Below are 19,217 nucleotides of genomic sequence, written 5' to 3'. Positions count from 1 at the left end.
GTCAGCGCTCCCGCCGCTGGTCGACGATGCGGCGCATCTTGCCCATCGACCGTTCCACCCCGTCCGGTTCGATCACCCGCACCGCGACGGAGACGCCGATGGTGTTCTTGACCTGCTCGGCCAGGGCCGCGCCGGCCCGTTCGGCCTCGTCGGCGGCGGCGTCCGCGCGCCGCTCCACGTGGACGGCGAGCGTGTCCATCCGCCCCCGCCGGTCGAGCACGCACTGGAAGTGCGGCGACAGGGCCGGGGTACGCAGGATCAGTTCCTCGATCTGCGTCGGGAAGACGTTCACCCCCCGGACGATCATCATGTCGTCGGTCCGTCCGGTGATCTTCTCGATCCGCCGCATCGGGCGGGCCGTGCCGGGCAGCAGCCGGGTCAGGTCCCGGGTGCGGTAGCGGACCACCGGCATGGCCTCCTTGGTCAGCGAGGTCAGCACCAGCTCGCCCCGCTGTCCGTCGGGCAGCACCTCCCCGGTCACCGGGTCGATGATCTCCGGGTAGAAGTGGTCCTCCCACAGGTGCAGGCCGTCCTTGGTCTCCACGCACTCGACCGCCACCCCCGGGCCCATCACCTCGGACAGGCCGTAGATGTCCAGCGCGTGCATGTCCAGGCGCTGCTCCAGCTCACGGCGCATGTCCTCGGTCCACGGCTCGGCGCCGAAGACGCCCACCCGCAGCGAGGTGGCGCGCGGGTCGACGCCCTGGCGTTCCATCTCGTCCACGATGGCGAGCATGTAGCTCGGGGTCACCATGATGACCTCCGGTTCCAGGTCGCGGATCAGCATGACCTGGCGCTCGGTCATGCCACCGGAGACCGGGACGACGGTGCAGCCCAGCTCCTCGGCGCCGTAGTGCGCGCCGAGGCCGCCGGTGAACAGCCCGTAGCCGTACGCGACGTGCACCCGGTCACCGCGGCGGCCACCGGCGGCCCGGATCGAGCGGGCCATCAGCTTCGCCCAGGTGTCCAGGTCGGCGCGGGTGTAGCCGACCACAGTCGGGCGTCCGGTGGTGCCGGAGGACGCGTGCAGCCGGGCGATCCGCTCGCGGGGCACCGCGAACATGCCGAACGGGTAGTTCTCCCGCAGCTCCGCCTTCGTGGTGAACGGGAAGCGGGCCAGGTCGGTCAACTCGCGCAGGTCGCCCGGGTGCGCGCCGGCGTCGTCGAACGCGCGGCGGTAGTGCGGCACGTTGTCGTACGCGTGCCGCAGCGAGTGGCGCAGCCGGTCCAGCTGCAGGGCGCGCAGCTCGTCGACGCCGATCCGCTCGACGGGATCCAGCTCGTCCGGACGAGGGGTGCGGTCCTGCACGGCTTCCTCCTGGCGCGACGGGCCCCGGGCACCGCCGCGCCGGGCGCTGCCGCCCACCGTACGCCCCTCATCCCTCCCCCACCCCCCTCCCCCGTGATCTTGCACTTGCCGCCCCTCGGGTGTCCGCTTTACGCGCAATGCCGGGGCTGGAACCGCAAGATCACCGAGAGCGGGGGCGCGGGCGGACGGCGGGAGCGGGGTTATGCTCGCGGGGGCGGTGGGAGGTGTGGTGTCGGATCCGCGCGTTGATCCGGACGTCGACCTGCGCGTACCGGCGGACCGGTCGGAACTGTCCGCGCACCCGGCGGCCGTGCTCGGCGTGATCGCCGCCGGTGGCGTGTTCGGCGCGCTCGCGCGGGCGGGCGCGCAGGCGGCGGTGCCGCACCGGCCCGGCGAGTTTCCGTGGGCCACGTTCGCCGTCAACGTCACCGGCTGCCTGCTGATCGGTGCGCTGACGGCGATGCTCGCCGCCCGCCCGGCCCACCCGCTGACCCGGCCGTTCCTCGGCGTCGGCGTGCTCGGCGGGTTCACCACGTTCTCCGCGTACGCGGTCGACGCGCAGCGGCTGCTGACCGACGGCGCGGCGGCGACGGCGGGCGTCTACCTGGCCGCCACGGTGCTCGGCGCGCTGGCCGCGGTCGCGGCCGGGGACGCGGTGACAGCGCGCCTGCTGGCCGCCCGGCACGGGCGGGCCCCGTGACCGCCCAGACGGTGGCGGGCCGATGACCGTCCTGCTGATCGCGCTCGGCGCCGCGCTCGGCGCGCCGCTGCGCTACCTGACCGACCGGGCGGTGCAGGCCCGGCACGGCTCACCGTTCCCGTGGGGCACGCTCACCGTGAACGTGGCCGGGTCGCTGCTGCTCGGCGGCCTGCTCGCGGCGCCCGTCGACCCGGCGGTGACCGCGCTGGTCGGCACCGGTTTCTGCGGCGCGCTGACCACCTGGTCGACGCTGAGCTACGAGACGCTGCGCCTGGCCCGCACCGGGAAGCGCCGCCTCGCGTACGCGAATGCGGCGCTCAGCGTGGCCGCGGGCCTGGGCGCGGCGTTCCTGGGCTACGCCCTCGTCACCGCGCTGACCGGCTGACCGCGCCGGTCAGCGGGCCCGGCGTTCCGGGTGGGCCCGGTTCCACGCCCGCATCCGCTCCGGGTAGCCGGTGCGGGCCGCCTCGTACAGCGGCACCGCGTGCTTCTGGGCGATCTTGCCGGCGGCGCGGGGCGAGCCGGTACGGCGGCGGATCCACTCACCGTCGTGCGCGATGGCGACGACTGTGGTGTCGGTGGCGGTGGTCTCCGGTTCCAGGTAGAACTCGACCCCGCGCCGGCTGGTGACGAATGCCTCCAGCTGCGCCAGGTCCTCCTTGGTCGCCTCGCGGTCGAGCTTCGTGGGCGTCGTCGGGTCGGCGGCCCGGCGGCTGAACCAGCCCATGCCCGCCTCCTCTCCTCGGCGTTCGCTCCAGTGCAGCACGCCGGCCTGGCAGGCGGCTGGGAGCGCGGTGGGAGTCGGCTGGACCGGCTCAGCCGACCTTCGCCGCCGGTGCGCCGGTCTGCGTGTCCGGCGCGGCGGGGCGCTCCCGCAGCACCGGCACCAGCGCGAGCGTGGGCAGCAGGAGCAGCGGCACCACGCCGAGCGCGGACAGCACGCCGAAGTGGTCGCCGAGGAAGCCGAGCAGCGGCGGCCCGGCCAGGAAGGCGGTGTAGCCGATCACCGCGACCACGCTCACCCGGGCCGGGGCCTTGTCCTCGTCGTCGGCGACGGCGCTCATCCCGACCGGGAAGCCGAGCGAGGCGCCGAGCCCCCACAGCGCGACGCCGACCACCGCGAGGGGGCCGTTCCCGGCCAGTACGGCGAGCGCCGCGCCGGCGGACGCCATCGCGATGGTGGTGAACAGGACCGGCACCCGGCCCCACCTGTCGATGGCGACGGTGCCGACGGTGCGGCCGATCGTCATGCCCACCACGAACACGCCGAAGACCGCGGCGCCGACCGCCTCGTCGACCCCGTACCCGTCGACGAACGCCACCGCGAGCCAGTCGTTGGCACTGCCCTCGGTGAACGCCATGACCAGCACGAGCAGGCCGACCAGCAGGGTGCGGGGCTCGCGCCAGGCGGCCAGCAGCGCCTGCCGCCGGGCGGCCGGCTCCCCGGCCCCGGCCGCCTCGGCGGTGGCCGCGAGGAATGCCCGGGCGCCGACCAGCGTGCCGGCCAGGATCAGCACGGACAGGACCGGCAGGTGCACGCCCACGGGTACGCCGAAGTGCGCGGCGCCGGCGCCGAGCCCGGCCCCGGCCACCGAGCCGAGACTCCAGGCGGCGTGGAACCGGGGCAGGATGGTGTAGCCGAGGCGCTTCTCCACGGCCGCGCCCTCGACGTTCATCGCCACGTCGCACATGCCGGAGCCGAAGCCGAACGCGGCGAGGCCGAACCCCACCCCGACGACCGAGCCGACCAGGCTGGCGGACAGACCCGCCACGGTCAGGCCGAGCGAGACCAGCACCACCGACACGGCGACAGTGCGCGCGGGCCCGAGCCGCTGGGTGACCAGGCCGGCCGTCGGCATGGCCAGCAGCGAACCCGCCGACGCGCAGAGCAGCAGCAGGCCGAGCCGCCCCGGGTTGAGGTCGAGCGCCTCCTGGGCCGCCGGGACCCGGGAGAACCAGCTCGCCACCGCGAGCCCGTTGAGGGCGAAGACGACGGCGACGCCGTTGCGGGCGGTCAGCACCGCCCGGGGCGCCGGTGGCCGCTTCCCGGCCGGTGCGTCGATGGTGCTGCTCACGGTGCGGTGGTCCCTTCCCCCGTCTGGTTCCCGACGACAATCGCACACCTGAGAGCGCTTCCACCACAAGCGCCGTTATGGCTTCGCCCATCCGCGCCGGAGCAGGCATGATGCGGACATGGGTACGCCGACCGCACGTCCCGCCACGCTCGACGACGTCGCCCGCGACGCCGGGGTGTCCCGGGCCACCGCCTCCCGGGTGCTCGGCGGCTACGGGTTCGCCTCGGCGGACGCCCGCGCCCGGGTGCACGCCGCCGCCGAGCACCTCGGCTACGTACCGGACCTCGCGGCCCGGTCGCTGGTGCGCGGAGCGGGCGTACGCCTGGTGGTGGCCGTGGTGGGCCGCGACGACACCGTGCTGGACGACCCGTACGTGCACCGGGTGGTGGGCGCGGCGTCGCGGGTGGGCGCGCCGCACGGAGTCGGGGTGGCGCTGGAGTGGCTGCCGCTGGCCGACCCGTCCGGGCTGACCCGGCTGGGCGCCGACCGGGGCGTGTGCGGGGTGATCCTGGTCAACACGACCCAGGCCGCGCTGGACGCGGTGCCGCCGAGGCTGCGCGGCCGGGTCGTCTCGATCGGTCAGGGCTCTCCGGCGGTGCCGTCGTTCGACGTCGACAACGCCGGTGGCGCGGGTGAGGTGCTGCGTCACCTGTACGCCACCGGCCGGCGCCGCGTCGTCATGGTCACCGGGCCGCGCTGGTTGAGCTGCGCCGAGCGTTCGGTGACCGCGTACCGGGAGCTGATGCGGGAGTCCGGGTCGCCGGAGCGGCTGGTCACCGGCGACTTCACCGCGGCGCGGGGCGGCCGGGCGGCACTGGAGGCGCTGCGCCGGTGGCCGGACGCCGACGCGGTCTACGCGGCCAGCGACGCCACCGCGTTCGGCGTGATCGCCGCGCTGCGCGGGCGCGGCGTGCGGGTGCCGCACGACGTGGCGGTGGCCGGGTTCGACGACCTGCCGTACGCGGCGATCAGCAGCCCGCCGCTGACCACCGCGACCCACCCGGTGGACCGGATCGCCGCCGCCGCGGCCACGGCCGTGCTGACGCGCGCGCCGGTCGCCCCGAGCACCGCGTTCCCGTCGACGCTGGTGGCCCGCGAGAGCGCCTGACGGTCGACGGGTACGGCGAAGGAGGGCCTCCGGTGGGCGGTGTCATGACGTGGATGTACCGGGGCGGCCGGGTGGTGCTGCGCCGTCGCCGCCGCGAGCCGGTCCGGCTGGTCAAGGTGCCGGTGGCGCAGCGGCCACCGATCCTGCGCCGGCATCTCGCGCTCGCTCCCGGCGCGCGCCCGCACGCGCCGGTGGACCGGCACGCCCCGCTCGCCGACTTCGCCCGGGTCGCCCCCGGCATCCCGGTCTTCCGGATCGTCGCGGCGGAGTCCCCGGCGCGGTGACCCGCCGCCCGGGTCGTCACCGGGAACCCCGGCGGAACGGCGACACGACAATCCTTCAGAATATCGATCGCTCACGTTTTCGACGTCGTCCGAATGGGAGAGGACGCCGGTAAGATCGGCGACAGAACGGCGACCGATCACGGACTGCCCGGCGGGCTGCACCGGCTCACACTGAGCGCATGAATACGAGACTCCGCCGCAGCCGGGCATTCCGCCTCGCGGTGTGTCTCGCCCTCGTGGCGATATTGAGCGGCTGCATGCAGCTCAACCTCGGGCTGACCGTGAACGACGACGACACGGTCTCCGGTCAGCTCCTGCTCACCGCGCCGAAGTCCGTGCTCAAGCAGCGCAACCCGGACCCGGCGGTGGCCTTCGCGGAACTGCGGCCGAACATTCCCTCACTTCCGCCCGGAGCGGAGACCCGGTACGAGGACGCCACCTCGTACGGCATTCAGATCACGTACCGGAAAACACCGCTGGCACAATTCACGAGCGAAAGCGTGAATCTTGTCCGGGACGATGATCTGTATCGCTTCTCGCTCCCGCTGGACCCGAAGAAATACGGCGGCAAGTTCGGGCAGCAGGATCCGCGCCAGCAGCAGGCGTTCATGACGCTGATGGCGTTCGAGATCTCGGTGACGTTCCCCGGCCGGGTGCTCGACACCAACGGCACTGTCACCGGGCGCTCGGTCACCTGGAAGGTGGTCGCCAACCAGCCCAAGCCGTCCGAGCTGCGCGCCGTCGCCCAGGCGCCCCCGCCGCCGGCCACCAGCCCGGCCGCCGTGGTGACCGGTGACGGTTCCTTCCCGTGGCTGCCGGTGGTGGCCGCCGTTGTCGTCCTGCTGCTGGTCGCCGCCGTCGTGCTCGTGCTGCTGAGGCGGCGGCGGCGCTCCCGCGGCGGCCCGGACGCGACGGCGACCACCGGCCCGGGCGTGCCGGCCGACCCCGCCCCGGCCTCCACCGGCGCCCCGGCCGCGCCCGACGCACCGACTCGACCCGCCGGTCCGCCGGCCTGAGCCCACCGACCACCGACGGCGTCCGCGCCGGCGGCCCACCAGCACACCGGGCGGAGGCTGGGTCACGTGACCCGGAACGCCGCCGCACCATCCCACCCCGACCTGCACCACCGCACCACCGAAAAGAGGGGGATCGCCGTGAACGATCTCTTCACCTGGGCCGCCCTGGGCAGCCTCACCGGCGCCAGCGCCGCCACCCTGCTCGCCGCGAACGTCATCGGCGGGCTGATCGGCCCGAGCGGCGACAAGGCGCGCAAGTGGATCGCGCTGGGCTTCGCGCTCCTGCTGTCCTACCTGACCGCCGCGTTCGCCGCCGACGCCGGCCCGGAGAAGTGGATCATCGCGTTCTTCAACGGGCTGGTGATCTTCTCCGCCGCGCTCGGCGTCAACCAGCTCCCCCCTGGTAACCGGCAGGCGACGCAGGCGTCGCCGACCCAGCTCGCCCAGGGCCGCGAGCCCCGCTACGTCCGCTCCTGGGTCTGAGAGAGGTGACCCCATGATCTTCGGCATCCTCAGCGCGGCCGTCCAGGTCGTCTTCGGCGCCGTACTCGGGCAACTCGCCGCCGGCACCGTCGGCCTGCTGGCCGGCGCGGTCGTCGGCCTGCTCGTCGGCGCGCCGTTCGGCTGGGCGTCCGCGTCCGCCGGCACGTACGGCCCCGACCCGAAGGGGATCTTCCTGTTCGTGGTCGACCACACCTGGAGCCTGCTCAACACGTTCGCCGGGGCGCTCTTCCTGGCCCTGCACCTGGTCTTCGGCCACCAGCTCGACCGGATCGTCTCGGCCGGCAGCGGCCGGGTCAACGTGATCGAGGGCGTCTCACCCCGGTACGCGACCACGATCGGCACCGTGTGCGCCGGCTCCAGCCCGGGCATCCAGCGCCACGAGGACGTGCACGTGTTCCAGGCCCGGCTGCTCGGCCCGTTCTACCTGCCGCTCGTGGCTCTCAACTACGTGCTGTTCACCATCGCCCCGGTGTGGCTGCTCTGGCACGACCACACCAACGCGCCGATCAACCGGTTCACCCGCTACTTCGAGATCGGCGTCTACCCGCACGTGTGGAACGAGGCCATCGCGTACCGGATCCAGGGGACGCCACCGCGATGACCGGCGCGATCGAGGCGGCCGTCGCGGACGTCGCGAGCTGGCTGACCGGAGCCGCGGGTGAGCCCGTACCGGTCGGCCCGCCGCGCGACGACCCCGGCGGCGGCCTCACGGTCTGGCCGCTGGAGCTGCGGCCGGGCCGGCAGACCGCCACCGGCGGCGCGGCGCGCGAGCCGTACCGGTTCGTGGTCCGGCTGCTGGTCTCCGGCGGCGGGCCGGCGGCGCTGCCCGCGCTGGACCGGGTGCTCGCCGCCGCCACCACGTCCGGCCGGCCGGAACTGGTGCTCGCCACCGGCGACCCGGCGCTGTGGCGGGCGCTCGGCGTGGCGCCCCGGCCGGCGCTGCTGCTGGACGTGCCGGCCCGGATCGACCGGCCGGTCCCGGTCGCGCCGCCGGTGCGGCACCCGCTGCGACTGCGGCAGCTCGGCATGCGCACGCTCGACGGCCGGGTGGTCGGCCCGCAGGACCAGCCGCTCGCCGCCGTCCGGGTGGAGCTGGTGGACACCGCCCAGGCCACCGAGACCGACACCGCTGGCCGGTTCCGGCTGACCGGCGTGCCGCACGACCCCGACGCGCCGGAGGCCCCGGTGCGGATCCGGCTGGTCGGCGCGGGACGCGTCCACACCGCCGAACTCGATCCGGACGGCGACCACCTGATCGTCGTCCGCGCGCCCGACTGACGTCCGAGGAGGACCGATGCCCACCTACTTCTCCCCCGGCATCTACGTCGAGGAGGTACCGAGCGGGGCCCGCCCGATCGGACCGGTCGGCATGAGCACCGCCGCGTTCGTCGGGGTCGCGCCCGACCGGGGCGCCCACGTCGGCGAGGCGCTGGCGGTGAACAGCTGGACCGAGTTCCTGCGGCTGTACGCCGACGGCGAGCACCTGGAGAGCACCCCGCTGGCCCGCGCCGTGTTCGGCTTCCTGGACAACGGCGGCACCCGCTGCTGGGTGGTGAACGTCGGCGAGGGCGGCCGCCTCACCGGCACCGGCGGGCGGCGCGGCGGCCTGGAACTGCTGGAGGCGATCGACGAGGTCTCCATAGTGGCCGCGCCCGGCTACCACGACCCGGTCTCGCACGAGGCCCTGATCAGCATGGCCGAGCGGCTGCGCACCATGGTGGCGATCTGCGACCCGCCGCCGGAGGTCACCGACGTCTCCCGGCTCACCCGCGTCGCCACGCCGGGCAAGCCGCCCAAGCCCGCGTCGGCCGCTTCATCCGCGTCGGTCGACAAACCCGCCGAGGGTACGCCGGGCGACGCCGACGACGAACCGCCCGGCACCGGCGGTGACCGGCCCCGGCAGTCGGACTACGCCACCTTCTACTTCCCGTGGATCCGGGTCCGCGACCCGCTCAGCGGCGACCTGGTGCTCACCCCGCCGAGCGGGCACGTCGCCGGCATCTGGGCCCGCACCGACGCGCTGCGCGGCGTGCACAAGGCGCCCGCCAACGAGCCGGTACGCGGCGCCGTCGACCTCGCGTACCGGGTGACCCGGCCGGAGCACGACGTGCTCAACCCCAAGGGCGTCAACGTGATCCGCTTCTTCGCGGGGGAGGGCATCCGGCTGTGGGGCGCCCGTACGCTCGCCGCCGAGGCCAGCGAGTGGCGCTACCTGAACGTGCGGCGGCTGTCCATCTCGATCGAGCAGGCCATCGCGGGCGGCACCCGGTGGATGGTGTTCGAGCCGAACGACTTCACGCTGTGGCGCTCGATCCGCCGCGACATCGGCGCGTTCCTCACCCGGGTGTGGCGCGACGGCGCGCTGCTCGGCCGTACGCCCGAGGAGGCGTTCTTCGTCAAGTGCGACGAGGAGACCAACCCGGCCGACGTCCGCGACGCCGGGATGGTGGTCGCGCACATCGGCATCGCGGTGGTCAAGCCCGCGGAGTTCGTGGTGTTCAAGCTGAGCCAGTGGGCCGGCGGCACCGAGACCGAGACGATCGGAGGCTGACATGCCCACCACCGCGACGCCGCAGCCGGGGGCGCCCGTCGACCCGTACCGCGCCTACCACTTCAAGCTGCTGATCAACGGCATCACCAACGGGCACTTCACCGAGGTCAGCGGCTTCGAGGTGGCGATTCCCGCGCTGTCGTACCGGGAGGCGGGCAACGAGCGCATCCGGGCCGTGCCGGGACAGGTCGAGTACGCCCCGGTCACGCTCCACTTCGGCCTGACCAGCTCGCGTGAGCTGTGGGACTGGGTGAACGCGGCGGCGAAGGGCACCGTCAACCGGCGCAACGTGTCGGTGGTGCTGCTCGACCCGGCCGGCACCGCCGAGGTGCTGCGCTGGAACATGATCAACGCCTGGCCGACCCGGTGGCGGGGCGCGCACCTGAACACCCTGTCGCAGGAGATCGCCATCGAGGCGCTGACCCTGGCGTACGAGGGCCTGGAACTGGAGGCCGGCGGTGCCGCCGCCCCGGCGGGCGCGTGACCGGCTGGCCCGCGCGCTGCGGGCCACCGCGGATCGCCTGTCCGGTCCGGCCCCGGCCGAGGACGCGCCGTCCTTGCCCGGCCAGCAGCCCGCCCCCGGTCAGCCGCCCGAGCACTGGCGGCGGCTGGTGGCGGCGCACGCCCCCGGCCTGCTGCGCGACCTTCCGCCGGTTTCCGCTCCTCCCCCGCGCTCCGACGAGCGGCGCCAGAGGGGCCGGTGGCGCTGGATGGCACGTTTGATCAACGGACTCGCCGCTTTCCGCAACAGCCCGCCGAGATCTCGGTACGAAAGGGCCCCTATAGGGGCCGTTTCCTACCAAGATCTCCCGGAGCTCCTGGGAAGTGGGACGGGGATCTCGGGAAGCGGGAACTCGGAGCCGGGGCGCGGTGCGCGGTCGCCGGGAGCGACGAGTGCCGGGTGGGAAGTGAGCGGGGCGACGCCCTCCACGCCGACGCCGGGCGCCCGGTCCCGCTCGGACGGGGCCTCGCGGTCGTGGGACGACGGGGCGTCTGCGGGTGAACCCGCGAACCGGTTCGTGACGGAGCCGATCGGCTTGGCCGGGGCACCGGAGAGGACGAGAGCGGCGCGTATGCCGGACCGGACCGGATCACCGGGCGCCGTCGGCCCGACCGGTACCGCAAGCACCACGGAAGCCATCGGTGGCGCGCCCCCGGCACGCCGGCCGGTGGTGACTCGCGCCCTCAGGCCGGCCCTCACCGGCACGAGGGGCGCGAGCAGCGACGGCACCGGTCGGCCCACCGATCCGGGCGTGCCCGCCGGGCCCGTACACCCCGCCGGCAGCCGGGACACGATCGGGTCGCCGGGTCCCGTGGTATCCGGCGAATCGGACCGGCCCTCACCGTCCGAGCGCAGGCCCGGCCCCGACCGGGTGGACCCGCTCCGGAACCTCCCACAGGTCGACCGGGGCCGGCCGACGCGCAGGGACGACATCGCCGGAGCGGACGTGCCGTCCGGTCGAGGGGACATGCCCCCGCTCGCCTTCGCGGCTGCGCCACCGTCGTTGCCGCGTGGACCGGCCGCACGCATCAAGGGCGGTCGAACCGGATCAACGAACGGTCGCAACGGGACAAGGGACGGATCCGTCGCCCAGTACCCGGGGCGCGCCGCCGGCCTGCCGTACCCGGGCGGACACGACCCGGCGTCCGGGGAGAGGCAGGGGCGGTGGCCCGCGCGTCCCACGTACAGCAACCCGTGGCCGGCCCTGCCGGACGGTTCCGACCCGACCCGCACGACGGGCCACGTGGCGACCGGGATGGCCGAGGGCGGCGGGACGCACGCGGATCCGTGGCCGGCGCTCCCGGCCGAACCGGCCTGGCCCGCCCCGCAGCCCACGCGGTGGAGCGACACGGCCCGGCTGGACCGGGAACAGGCGGGTGACTGATGGAGCGCGTGGCCTTCCTCGTGGACGAGTCCGGCACCCGGGTCGACTGCCTGCTCAACCCGGAGACCGTGCAGGTGACCCGGCTGGCCGGGGTACGCCCGCGCGGCGGACCGGACGGGCCGCTGACCGGCGCCGGGCTGGCCGACGACCCGCTGGTCTTCACCGGCGGCGGGCGTACCGAACTGGTCCTGGATCTGCTCTTCGACGTCGACTTCGTGGAGTCGCCGGCCCGGCCGGAGGACGTCCGCGCGCTGACCCGGCCGTTGTGGATGCTGGCGGAGAACTCGGCGGTCGAGCACGGCTGGCTGCGCCCGCCGCTGGTCCGCCTGGTCTGGGGCAAGACCTGGAACGTCCCGGGCGTGATCACCGCGATCGCGGAACGCTTCGACGCGTTCACCCTCACCGGTACGCCCCGGCGCTCCTGGCTGCGGCTGAAGCTGGTCCGCGTCGCGGAGGGCGCGGAGGCGGCGCGCGCCGGGTTCGAGGAGGAACTGGCCGCGGCGAGCACACCCGCTGTCGCGCCCGGGTCGGCGGTGGTCGCCGCCGCCGACGGCGCGGCCGAGCCGGGCTGGTCCGGGGTGCGCTTCGACCTGCTCGCCCACGACGCGCTGGGCTCGCCGCTGCGCTGGCGTCTGCTCGCCGAGCACAACCGGATCACCGACCCGCTCACCGTGCCCGCCGGCACCGCGCTCGCCGTCCCTCCGGCCGGCGCCGCCACCGTCGCGCCGGACGCCGTCACCGCGGGAGGCGCCCCGTGACCCGCCACGCGACCAGCCCGGCGCGGCGAGCGGCCGCCGGGGGTGCGCCGTGAGCCGGGCCGCCCTGGTCACAGTCGACGGGCGACCGCTGGCCGACCCGGCCCGGCTGCGCGGCATCCGCGTCGCCGCCCGCCTCGACCGCCCGGCACAGTGCGAGCTGACCCTCGCCGCCGCCCCCGGCGCGGGTCCGCTCGACCCTCCGGTACGCCCCGGCGCCGCCCTCGACGTCCGCCTCGACGGTCAGGCGGAGGCGCTGTTCACCGGCGAGGTGACAGCAGTCGAGCGGGAGTACGCCGGTGACGGCGCCGCGCTGGCCCGGATCCGGGCGTACGACCCGCTGCACCGGCTGCGCAAGCGGCAGGAGCTGCGCGTGTTCGAGTCGGTGACCGCCGCCGAGCTGGCCGCCGACCTGTGCGCCGGGCTGGGGTTGAGCGTGGCGGCCGAGGACGACGGGCCGCGCCTGGACCGGCTGCTCCAGCACCGGCACACCGACCTCGATCTGCTGTGCGAGGTGGCCGGTCGCGCCGGGCTGCACCTCGGCGTGGACGGTGACCGGTTGCGGCTGTGCACGCTGGACGGCTACGGAGAGCCGCTGCCGTTGACGCTCGGCGAGACGGTGCACGCGCTGCGGATCACCGAGAACCTGGACCGGGCGGGCGCGGAGTGCGCAGTGCTCGGCTGGCACCCGCAGCGCGCCGAGCCGCTGAGCCAGCGCGCGGACGAGGCGCGCAGCGGGCGGCGCATCCCGCTGCGCCCCGACCCGGGCGACGTGGGCGCGGACGGCGTGCGTACCGCTGTGGACCAGCCGGGCCGCAGCGACGACGAGCTGGCCGCGCTGGCCCAGGCCGGGCTGGACGCCCGGGTGGCGGCGCTGGTCACCGCCGAGGGCACCGCGGAGGGCGACCCGGCGCTGCGGCCGGGCCGGCGGATCGCGCTGGCCGGCGTCCCGGAGCCGCTGGCCGGGGTGTACGTGCTCACCGAGGTGGTGCACACGGTGGACGCCGACGGGCACCTGACCCGGTTCTCCACGGCGCCGCCCGGCCCGCCGCCGTCGGCCGCGCCCCCGGCGGCGACTGTCACGCTCGGCACCGTCACCGACGTCGACGACCCGGACGGGCTGGGCCGGGCCCGGGTGACGCTGCCCGCGTACGGCGATCTGGACGCCGGCTGGCTCGCGGTGCTCTGCCCGGGCGCGGGCCGGGGCAAGGGGATCGTCGCGCTGCCCGACCCGGACGACACCGTGCTGGTGGCGCTGCCCGGCGGCGAACCGGCCTCGGGCGTGGTGCTCGGTTCGCTGTTCGGCGCGGTCGAGCCGTACGACACCGGGATCGTGTCCGGCCGCTCGCGCCGCTGGTCGATGCGGACCGGCACCGGGCAGTCCATCGTGATCGACGACGACGGGCGGACGCTGCGGCTGGCCACCGACGCGGGCAGCTTCGTCGAGCTGCGCCCCGAGCTGACCACCGTGCACGCCGCCGGTGACCTGGTGCTCTCCGCGCCCGGCCGGGCCGTCGTGGTGCGCGGCCGCACCGTCGACTTCCTGCACGCCCCGGCGGCCGAGGACGCCGAGACCGCCGCCGCGCAGGCCCGTACGCTCGCCCGTTCCGCCGGAGGTGGCTGATGCGCTGGATCCACCGCGACTCGCTGATCACCTGCGGACACGACGGGCGGGTGAGCAACCGCCCGTCCCAGCAGTGGGTGACGGTCCAGGCCGTGCCGGTGCTGATCCGCCCCGACCCGGAGGGGCGCGACATCACCGCCTGCCCCAACTACGGCCCGACGATCAAACCGTGCCTGCACACGCTGACCGTGACAGTGGGTTACAGCACGTGGGTGCGGGTGGACCGGCAGCCGGTGGTGCTGTCGCACCTGGACGGTCTGACCGACGGCACCCCGCCGGGCACCGTGCACCACCAGGTCCGCGACGTGCGGCAGAGCTTCCTGGGGGCGGACGCATGAGGGCCTTCCGCTTCGTCGGCGCCGGCTTCGACGCCGGCCGCGCCGGTGGTCTCGCGCTCACCGCCGCAGGCTCGCTCGCCATGACCGACGGCGACGAGACGGTACGCCAGGCGCTGTACCTGCTGCTGTCCACCACGCCCGGGGAGCGGCTGATGCGTCCCGGGTACGGGTCGCGGCTGCACCGGCTCGTCTTCGCGCCGAACGACGACACCACCGCCGGGCTGGCGATCCACTACGTGCGGCAGGCGATCCGGCGCTGGGAGCCCCGGGTCGAGGTGCTCGATGTGGACGCCGGCCCCGACCCGGACGACCCGTGGCGCCTGGTGATCCGGCTGGACTACCGGGTGCGGGCCAGCCTCTCCCCCGGCCACCTGGTGTTCTCCGTCGACCTGCTGCCCGCCGACGAGGAAACCGCAGACGAGGAGGGCACGTCATGACGCTGCCGGTGCCGCACCTGGACGACCGCGCCTTCCTCGACCTGGTCACCGAGGCGCGGGAACGCATCGCCCGGTCCTGCCCGGACTGGACCGACCTGTCCGCGCACGACCCGGGCATGGCGCTGGTGGAGGCGTTCGCGTACCTGACCGAGGTGATGATCTACCGGCTGAACCAGTTGCCGGAGAAGGCGTACGTGGCGTTCCTGAACCTGCTCGGCGTCACCCGGCATCCACCGGCGGCGGCCTGGGCGGACGTGCGCCTGACCCGTACCGGCCCGGACCGCGGCCCGGTGCGGGTGCCGGCCGGCACCCGGGTCGCCGCGGCCCGCGGCGCGGACCCCCGGCCGGTCGTCTTCGTGACCACCGAACCGGCGGTGCTGCCCGCCGGGGAGACCACGACGACGGTACGCGTGCACCACTGCGAGCCGGTCGAGGCGGAACTGCTGGGCACCGGCACCGGGCAGCCCGGTCAGGTGTTGCGGGCGGCCCGTGCGCCGCTGACCCGTACCACCGAGGCGCTTGATCTGCTGCTCGGCGTGGAGGTGCCGGCCGGTTCGGTGGAGCTGGGCGCGGCCGCCCGCGAGCACGAGGGGCGCACGTACGAGATCTGGCGGCCGGTGGACAGCTTCGCCGGTGTCGGCCCGCAGGCGAAGGTCTACCTGGTGGACCGGGCCTCCGGGGTGGTCACGTTCGCCCCGGCGCTGGACCTGCGCCCGGACGGTGGCGCCCCGGCCGTCGAGGGGGCGGCCGGGGCGACCACTGTGGCGGCGGTGCCGCCGGACGGACGGCAGGTGCGGCTCTGGTACCGCTGCGGCGGCGGACCGGCCGGGAACGTCGCGGCGGGCGTGCTGACCAGCCTGCGCGACCCGCTGCCGGGGGTGAGGGTGGACAACCCGGAGCCGGCCACCGGTGGGCGGGAACTGGAGTCGCTGGAGTCGGTGCTGGCGCGCGGGCCGTACGAGTTCTTCGCCCAGCAGCGCGCGGTGACCGCCCGGGACTTCGAGATCCTGGCCACCGGCTCCGGGGCGGTGGCGCGGGCGCGGGCGTTCACCCGGGCCGCCGTCTACAGCTTCGCCCGGCCCGGCGAGGTCGAGGTGGTGCTGGTGCCGTACGTGCCGGAGGCGGCCCGCCCCGGCGGCCGGCTGCCGGTGGCGGTGCTGCGCGAGCACGAGGTGGAGGAGGCCCGCCGCCGGGTCGAGGCCGATCTGGAGCGGCGCCGCGCCCTGGGTACGGCGGTGCGGGCGGGCTGGGCGCGCTACAAGGCGGTGTCCATCAGGGCCCGGGTGGTGGTGCGCCGCGAGGAGGACGTGGACGCGGTGCGCCGCCGCATCCACGACCGGCTGCACCAGACGCTCAGCCCGCTGCCGACGCCGCTGAACCCGGCCGGCTGGGCGTTCGGCGAGCCGCTGCGCGCCTCCAACGTGTACCGGATGCTGGAGCACGCCGAGCCGGGCGTGCGCTACGTCGAGTCGGTGCGGTTCGTGGTCGACGAGGCGCCGGACGCGCAGGTACGGACCGTGGCGGTGGACCAGTACCAGGCCGACACCTGGTACGCCGGCGGCGGCCCGGTGCTGTTCCGCTCCACCAACGCGGGGGCGGGCTGGGAACCGGCCGGCCGGTTCGACGACGAGACAGTGGTGCGGGTGGTGCCCGCGCCCGCCCCGGTACGCCCCGGCGTGGTCCCCCGGGCCGGTTCGGTGGCGGTGGTGACCACCCGCGACGCCGGAGGTTCCCGGGTCCGGCTGAGCACCGACCTGGGCGAGACGTGGACGCTGCTGACCGACCTCGACTCCGGCGTACGCGATCTGGCCTGGATCGACCGGGACGGCACCGGCGCGCTGCTGCTGGCCACCGACGCGGGCCTGTACGAGGTGCCGCTGCTACCCGGCGCGGTGCCGTTGCAGATCCTGGTCGACCCGGCCGACGCCGACCGGGGCTTCTACGCGGTGCGCGCGTTCGTCTCCGAGCGCGGCGCACCAGGGGTCGCGGTCGCCGCGCAGGCCGGATTCGGCGTCTACCTGTCCACCGCGGCCGGGCGGCCCGGCACGTTCGCCCACGTCGGCCTCGCCAACGTCGACAACCGGATCCTCGCCGTCCAGTACGACGGCCCGGCCACGCTGCTGTGGTGCGGCGCGGGCGAGCCGGACCCGAAGAAGCCCGGCCAGGGCTGCCACCGCACCCGGCTGTTCGAGTCGGACGTGAAGTGGCAGTCGATGGCGTCCGGCTGGATCGGCGGCACCTGCCGCGACCTGGCGTTCAGCGGCCCGCTCGCGCTCGCCGCGACGCAGAGCGGCGGCGTGGTCCGCCTCGACACGCTCGCCGGGCAGCCGCAGTGGTCGCCCGTGATGGTCAACTGCGGCCTGCCGCTGCGGGACCGCACCCGGTTCGTCCCGGTCGACGCCATCGCCGCCACCGCGCCCACCGGCACCTCCGGCGCCGGGCGGCTGGTGCTCGCCGGCGGCGAGCGCGGCGTGTTCCGCAGCGGCGACGGCGAGAACTGGACGGCGAGCGCCAACCAGGCCACCGCCGACGTGGTCACCGTCCCCGGCACCTGGCTGCTCTGCTCCGGCGAGCACGACATCGAGGTGGTGCGGCAGGATGCGCCGAGCGGCGATTGAGCGGCTGCTGCCGGCCGCGTACCAGCGGGCCGCCGGCCCGGGCAGCGTGCTGGGCGCGCTGCTGGACGTGATGGAGGCGCTGCACGCCCCGGACGAGGCGGTGCTCGCCGACGTCGACGCGCTGTTCGAGCCGTACCGGACGCCGGACGGGTTCGTGGCGTACCTGACCCGCTGGGTGGCGATGGACCACGTGGTCGCCGCGCCCCGCGCCGACGCGCCGCTGCCGTTGCCGGCGGGCCGGCTGCGGGACCTGGTGGCGCACGGCGCGCTGCTGGCCCGGTGGCGCGGCACCCCGTACGGCATGCGGACCGCGCTGGAGCTGGCCACCGGCGTGACCGGGTTCGTGCTGGACGAACCGCCGGACCGGCCGTTCCACCTGGTGGTGCGGGTGCCACCGGCCGCCGCCGACCGGCTCGCGCTGGTCACCCGCATCGTCGAGGCCGAGAAACCGGCGGCGGTCACCGTCGAGGTCGTCACCGGGGACCCGCCCGACCCGGGCCCGCCGCCCACGCCCGAGCCGGACGATGCCGAGCCCGCCGCCGGGGTGGCGACGGTGCGCGCGGTCGGCCGGGCGCACGTACCCGCACCCCACGATCCGCCCGAGGAGCCGTCATGACCACCGAATGGACAGTCGTCGCCGCCGCCGAACAGTTCACCCTGGACGCCCGCAACAGCGGTGAGCTGACGTTCACCGTGTCGAACCCGGGCACCGCGCCGGACACCGTCGTCTTCGACGTCGCGCCCGGCGAGGGCAGCCAGCGGGCCTGGTTCACCGTGGCCGAGCCGCAGCGGGTGGTGCCCGGGCAGGGCTCGGTGTCGTTCCTGGTACGCCTGGCCGTGCCGCCCGGCACGCCGCCCCGGCGCTACGACATGACCGGGTTCGCGTACTCGGCGAACACCGCGCCGGAGGAGAGTTCCCGCTCCAGCGGCCGGGTCACGTACGACGTGCGGGCCGTCGTACCCCCGAAGCGCGCGCCGTGGCCGTGGATCGCGGCCGCCGCGGCGCTGGTGCTGGTCGTGGCCGGGGTGGTGGCCTGGCTGGTGACCCGCGGACCGGACACCCCCGCGCCGCCGCAGGCCGACGCGGTGACCGTGGAGGCGGAGACGCTGGTCTCCGGCGCGACGGTGCAGTCCACCACCGGCGCGAAGGCGGACGTGGTGGCGCAAAAGAACTGCTGCGACGTGGTGTGGTCCGGCGACGCCCAGCTGTTCTTCCTGGGCCGGGGCGTCGGCGACCGGGTCACCGTGCAGGTGGACCTGCCGTCCGACGGCACCTGGCGGTTCTCCACCGTGCGGACCACGTCGTTCGACTACGCGAACACGATCTGGCTGGTCGACGGCCGGCAGGTCGGCGACACGTTCTTCGGGTTCACCCCGACGGTGGTCCGCACCGACGAGGTGGACGTGGGGACCCTGGAGCTGACCCGCGGCCCGCACAAGCTGACGCTCGTGGCGGTGAGCAAGACGCAGGGCACCGACAGGTACTTCGCGGGCGTGGACGAGATCCGCTTCACGCCCGTCGTCCGGCCATGACCACCAGGCAGAAGGTGCTGCTGGTGGCGGTGGCAGTGCTGCTGGTGGCGCTGTACGTGGTGGCGGTGGCCGGACGCCGCGACGACAGGGGCGACCCGGCGGCCGGGCCGGGCGCGCTGGCCCGGCTGGGACGCGGGTCCGGGACGGTCGACCCGGCGACGGTGGCGGTGAGCTGCCTGCCGCCGGCCGCGGAACCGGCCACCACCGCCGACGGGGTGACGCTCACCTTCGGCACGGTGTGCCGGCTGCGGGTGGCCGACCCGGGCGCGCTGCGCACGCTGGTGCTGCGCGGCACGACGCCGTTCGAGGTGACAGCCCGCGCGCCGGGCGACGCGGACGTGACGGTCACCGACGAGGTCGCGCCCGACGCGGACGGCCCGGCGGTGGCGAAGGTGGCTGTTGACCGGGAGACCGAGGTGCTCCTGCGGTGTCCGGGAGGTGGTGGATGTTCGGTCACGCTGGCCCGGTCCTGACCGGGA

General features: G+C 75.2%; 22 protein-coding genes. 19 read left to right on the top strand and 3 right to left on the bottom strand.

Going from position 1 to position 19,217, the window contains the following annotated elements; genetic code table 11:
- Window position 1: 1 nt before the first annotated feature.
- Window positions 2–1,309, bottom strand: a complete 1,308-nt coding sequence (gene paaK / locus A8711_RS14905; RefSeq protein ID WP_064446473.1) for a phenylacetate--CoA ligase PaaK — start codon at window positions 1,307–1,309, stop codon at window positions 2–4.
- Window positions 1,310–1,538: 229 nt separating this feature from the next.
- Between paaK and A8711_RS14900 the strand changes: the two genes are divergently transcribed.
- Together A8711_RS14900 and A8711_RS14895 are read left to right on the top strand one after the other, a co-directional pair.
- Window positions 1,539–2,009 carry a CrcB family protein gene (locus A8711_RS14900; RefSeq protein ID WP_043330057.1) on the top strand — a complete coding sequence of 157 codons (471 nt, stop codon included), beginning with the start codon at window positions 1,539–1,541 and terminating at the stop codon, window positions 2,007–2,009.
- Window positions 2,010–2,031: 22 nt separating this feature from the next.
- On the top strand, window positions 2,032–2,394 hold the full coding sequence (locus A8711_RS14895; RefSeq protein ID WP_043323585.1) for a CrcB family protein: 363 nt from the start codon (window positions 2,032–2,034) through the stop codon (window positions 2,392–2,394).
- 9 nt (window positions 2,395–2,403) lie between these two features.
- On the opposite strand, the gene A8711_RS14890 is transcribed toward A8711_RS14895, so the two are convergent.
- Both A8711_RS14890 and A8711_RS14885 read right to left on the bottom strand, forming a co-directional pair.
- A complete protein-coding gene (locus A8711_RS14890; RefSeq protein WP_030499339.1) occupies window positions 2,404–2,736 on the bottom strand; it encodes a hypothetical protein in 333 nt (110 codons plus the stop codon).
- 88 nt (window positions 2,737–2,824) lie between these two features.
- Window positions 2,825–4,084, bottom strand: coding sequence for an MFS transporter (locus A8711_RS14885; protein ID WP_069088542.1), 1,260 nt, complete (start codon window positions 4,082–4,084; stop codon window positions 2,825–2,827).
- Between the two features lie 118 nt (window positions 4,085–4,202).
- Here A8711_RS14885 and A8711_RS14880 point away from each other — a divergent pair, with 118 nt between their 5' ends.
- From A8711_RS14880 to A8711_RS14800, 17 genes are all read left to right on the top strand, one after another.
- Entirely contained in the window at window positions 4,203–5,192 is a 990-nt protein-coding gene (locus A8711_RS14880) for a LacI family DNA-binding transcriptional regulator (protein ID WP_069088541.1), read from the top strand.
- Between the two features lie 32 nt (window positions 5,193–5,224).
- Entirely contained in the window at window positions 5,225–5,476 is a 252-nt protein-coding gene (locus A8711_RS14875; RefSeq protein WP_233607875.1) for a hypothetical protein, read from the top strand.
- 179 nt (window positions 5,477–5,655) lie between these two features.
- Window positions 5,656–6,492, top strand: coding sequence for a DUF3153 domain-containing protein (locus A8711_RS14870; RefSeq protein WP_233607876.1), 837 nt, complete (start codon window positions 5,656–5,658; stop codon window positions 6,490–6,492).
- Window positions 6,493–6,630: 138 nt separating this feature from the next.
- Window positions 6,631–6,975: a hypothetical protein gene (locus A8711_RS14865; RefSeq protein ID WP_069088684.1), complete on the top strand. Its 345-nt coding sequence runs from the start codon at window positions 6,631–6,633 to the stop codon at window positions 6,973–6,975.
- A gap of 13 nt (window positions 6,976–6,988) precedes the next feature.
- Window positions 6,989–7,597: a hypothetical protein gene (locus A8711_RS14860; protein ID WP_069088539.1), complete on the top strand. Its 609-nt coding sequence runs from the start codon at window positions 6,989–6,991 to the stop codon at window positions 7,595–7,597.
- Window positions 7,594–8,274, top strand: coding sequence for a carboxypeptidase-like regulatory domain-containing protein (locus tag A8711_RS14855; protein WP_069088538.1), 681 nt, complete (start codon window positions 7,594–7,596; stop codon window positions 8,272–8,274). The genes A8711_RS14860 and A8711_RS14855 overlap by 4 nt, the downstream gene beginning before the upstream one ends.
- A 16-nt stretch (window positions 8,275–8,290) precedes the next feature.
- Window positions 8,291–9,547 (top strand): phage tail sheath subtilisin-like domain-containing protein, encoded by a 1,257-nt coding sequence (locus A8711_RS14850; RefSeq protein WP_069088537.1) that lies wholly within the window; start codon window positions 8,291–8,293, stop codon window positions 9,545–9,547.
- A 1-nt stretch (window position 9,548) separates the two neighbouring features.
- Window positions 9,549–10,031, top strand: coding sequence for a phage tail protein (locus A8711_RS14845; protein ID WP_043323571.1), 483 nt, complete (start codon window positions 9,549–9,551; stop codon window positions 10,029–10,031).
- 1,261 nt (window positions 10,032–11,292) lie between these two features.
- Window positions 11,293–11,433, top strand: coding sequence for a hypothetical protein (locus tag A8711_RS32850; RefSeq protein ID WP_231915426.1), 141 nt, complete (start codon window positions 11,293–11,295; stop codon window positions 11,431–11,433).
- Window positions 11,433–12,191, top strand: coding sequence for a hypothetical protein (locus tag A8711_RS14835; protein WP_069088535.1), 759 nt, complete (start codon window positions 11,433–11,435; stop codon window positions 12,189–12,191). The genes A8711_RS32850 and A8711_RS14835 overlap by 1 nt, the downstream gene beginning before the upstream one ends.
- Window positions 12,192–12,240: 49 nt before the next feature.
- Complete coding sequence (locus tag A8711_RS14830; protein WP_069088534.1) at window positions 12,241–13,812, top strand: phage baseplate assembly protein V; 1,572 nt, start codon at window positions 12,241–12,243, stop codon at window positions 13,810–13,812.
- On the top strand, window positions 13,812–14,150 hold the full coding sequence (locus tag A8711_RS14825; protein ID WP_064445743.1) for a hypothetical protein: 339 nt from the start codon (window positions 13,812–13,814) through the stop codon (window positions 14,148–14,150). The genes A8711_RS14830 and A8711_RS14825 overlap by 1 nt, the downstream gene beginning before the upstream one ends.
- A complete protein-coding gene (locus tag A8711_RS14820) occupies window positions 14,147–14,587 on the top strand; it encodes a GPW/gp25 family protein (RefSeq protein ID WP_069088533.1) in 441 nt (146 codons plus the stop codon). Before A8711_RS14825 ends, A8711_RS14820 begins: the two co-directional genes overlap by 4 nt.
- The gene (locus tag A8711_RS14815; RefSeq protein ID WP_069088532.1) at window positions 14,584–17,205 is read left to right on the top strand and encodes a putative baseplate assembly protein; all 2,622 of its coding nucleotides are present in this window, start codon (window positions 14,584–14,586) and stop codon (window positions 17,203–17,205) included. The genes A8711_RS14820 and A8711_RS14815 overlap by 4 nt, the downstream gene beginning before the upstream one ends.
- Window positions 17,186–17,821: a phage tail protein gene (locus A8711_RS14810; protein WP_069088531.1), complete on the top strand. Its 636-nt coding sequence runs from the start codon at window positions 17,186–17,188 to the stop codon at window positions 17,819–17,821. Before A8711_RS14815 ends, A8711_RS14810 begins: the two co-directional genes overlap by 20 nt.
- Complete coding sequence (locus A8711_RS14805) at window positions 17,818–18,738, top strand: hypothetical protein (protein WP_069088530.1); 921 nt, start codon at window positions 17,818–17,820, stop codon at window positions 18,736–18,738. The genes A8711_RS14810 and A8711_RS14805 overlap by 4 nt, the downstream gene beginning before the upstream one ends.
- Window positions 18,735–19,211: a hypothetical protein gene (locus A8711_RS14800; protein WP_069088529.1), complete on the top strand. Its 477-nt coding sequence runs from the start codon at window positions 18,735–18,737 to the stop codon at window positions 19,209–19,211. The genes A8711_RS14805 and A8711_RS14800 overlap by 4 nt, the downstream gene beginning before the upstream one ends.
- Window positions 19,212–19,217: the final 6 nt, after the last annotated feature.

Origin of the sequence: Micromonospora sp. II, assembly GCF_001709195.1 — a bacterium.
GTDB lineage: Bacteria > Actinomycetota > Actinomycetes > Mycobacteriales > Micromonosporaceae > Micromonospora > Micromonospora chalcea.
The sequence above is the reverse complement of the archived record's forward strand: the minus strand, read 5'-3'. Positions and strand labels throughout refer to the sequence as shown.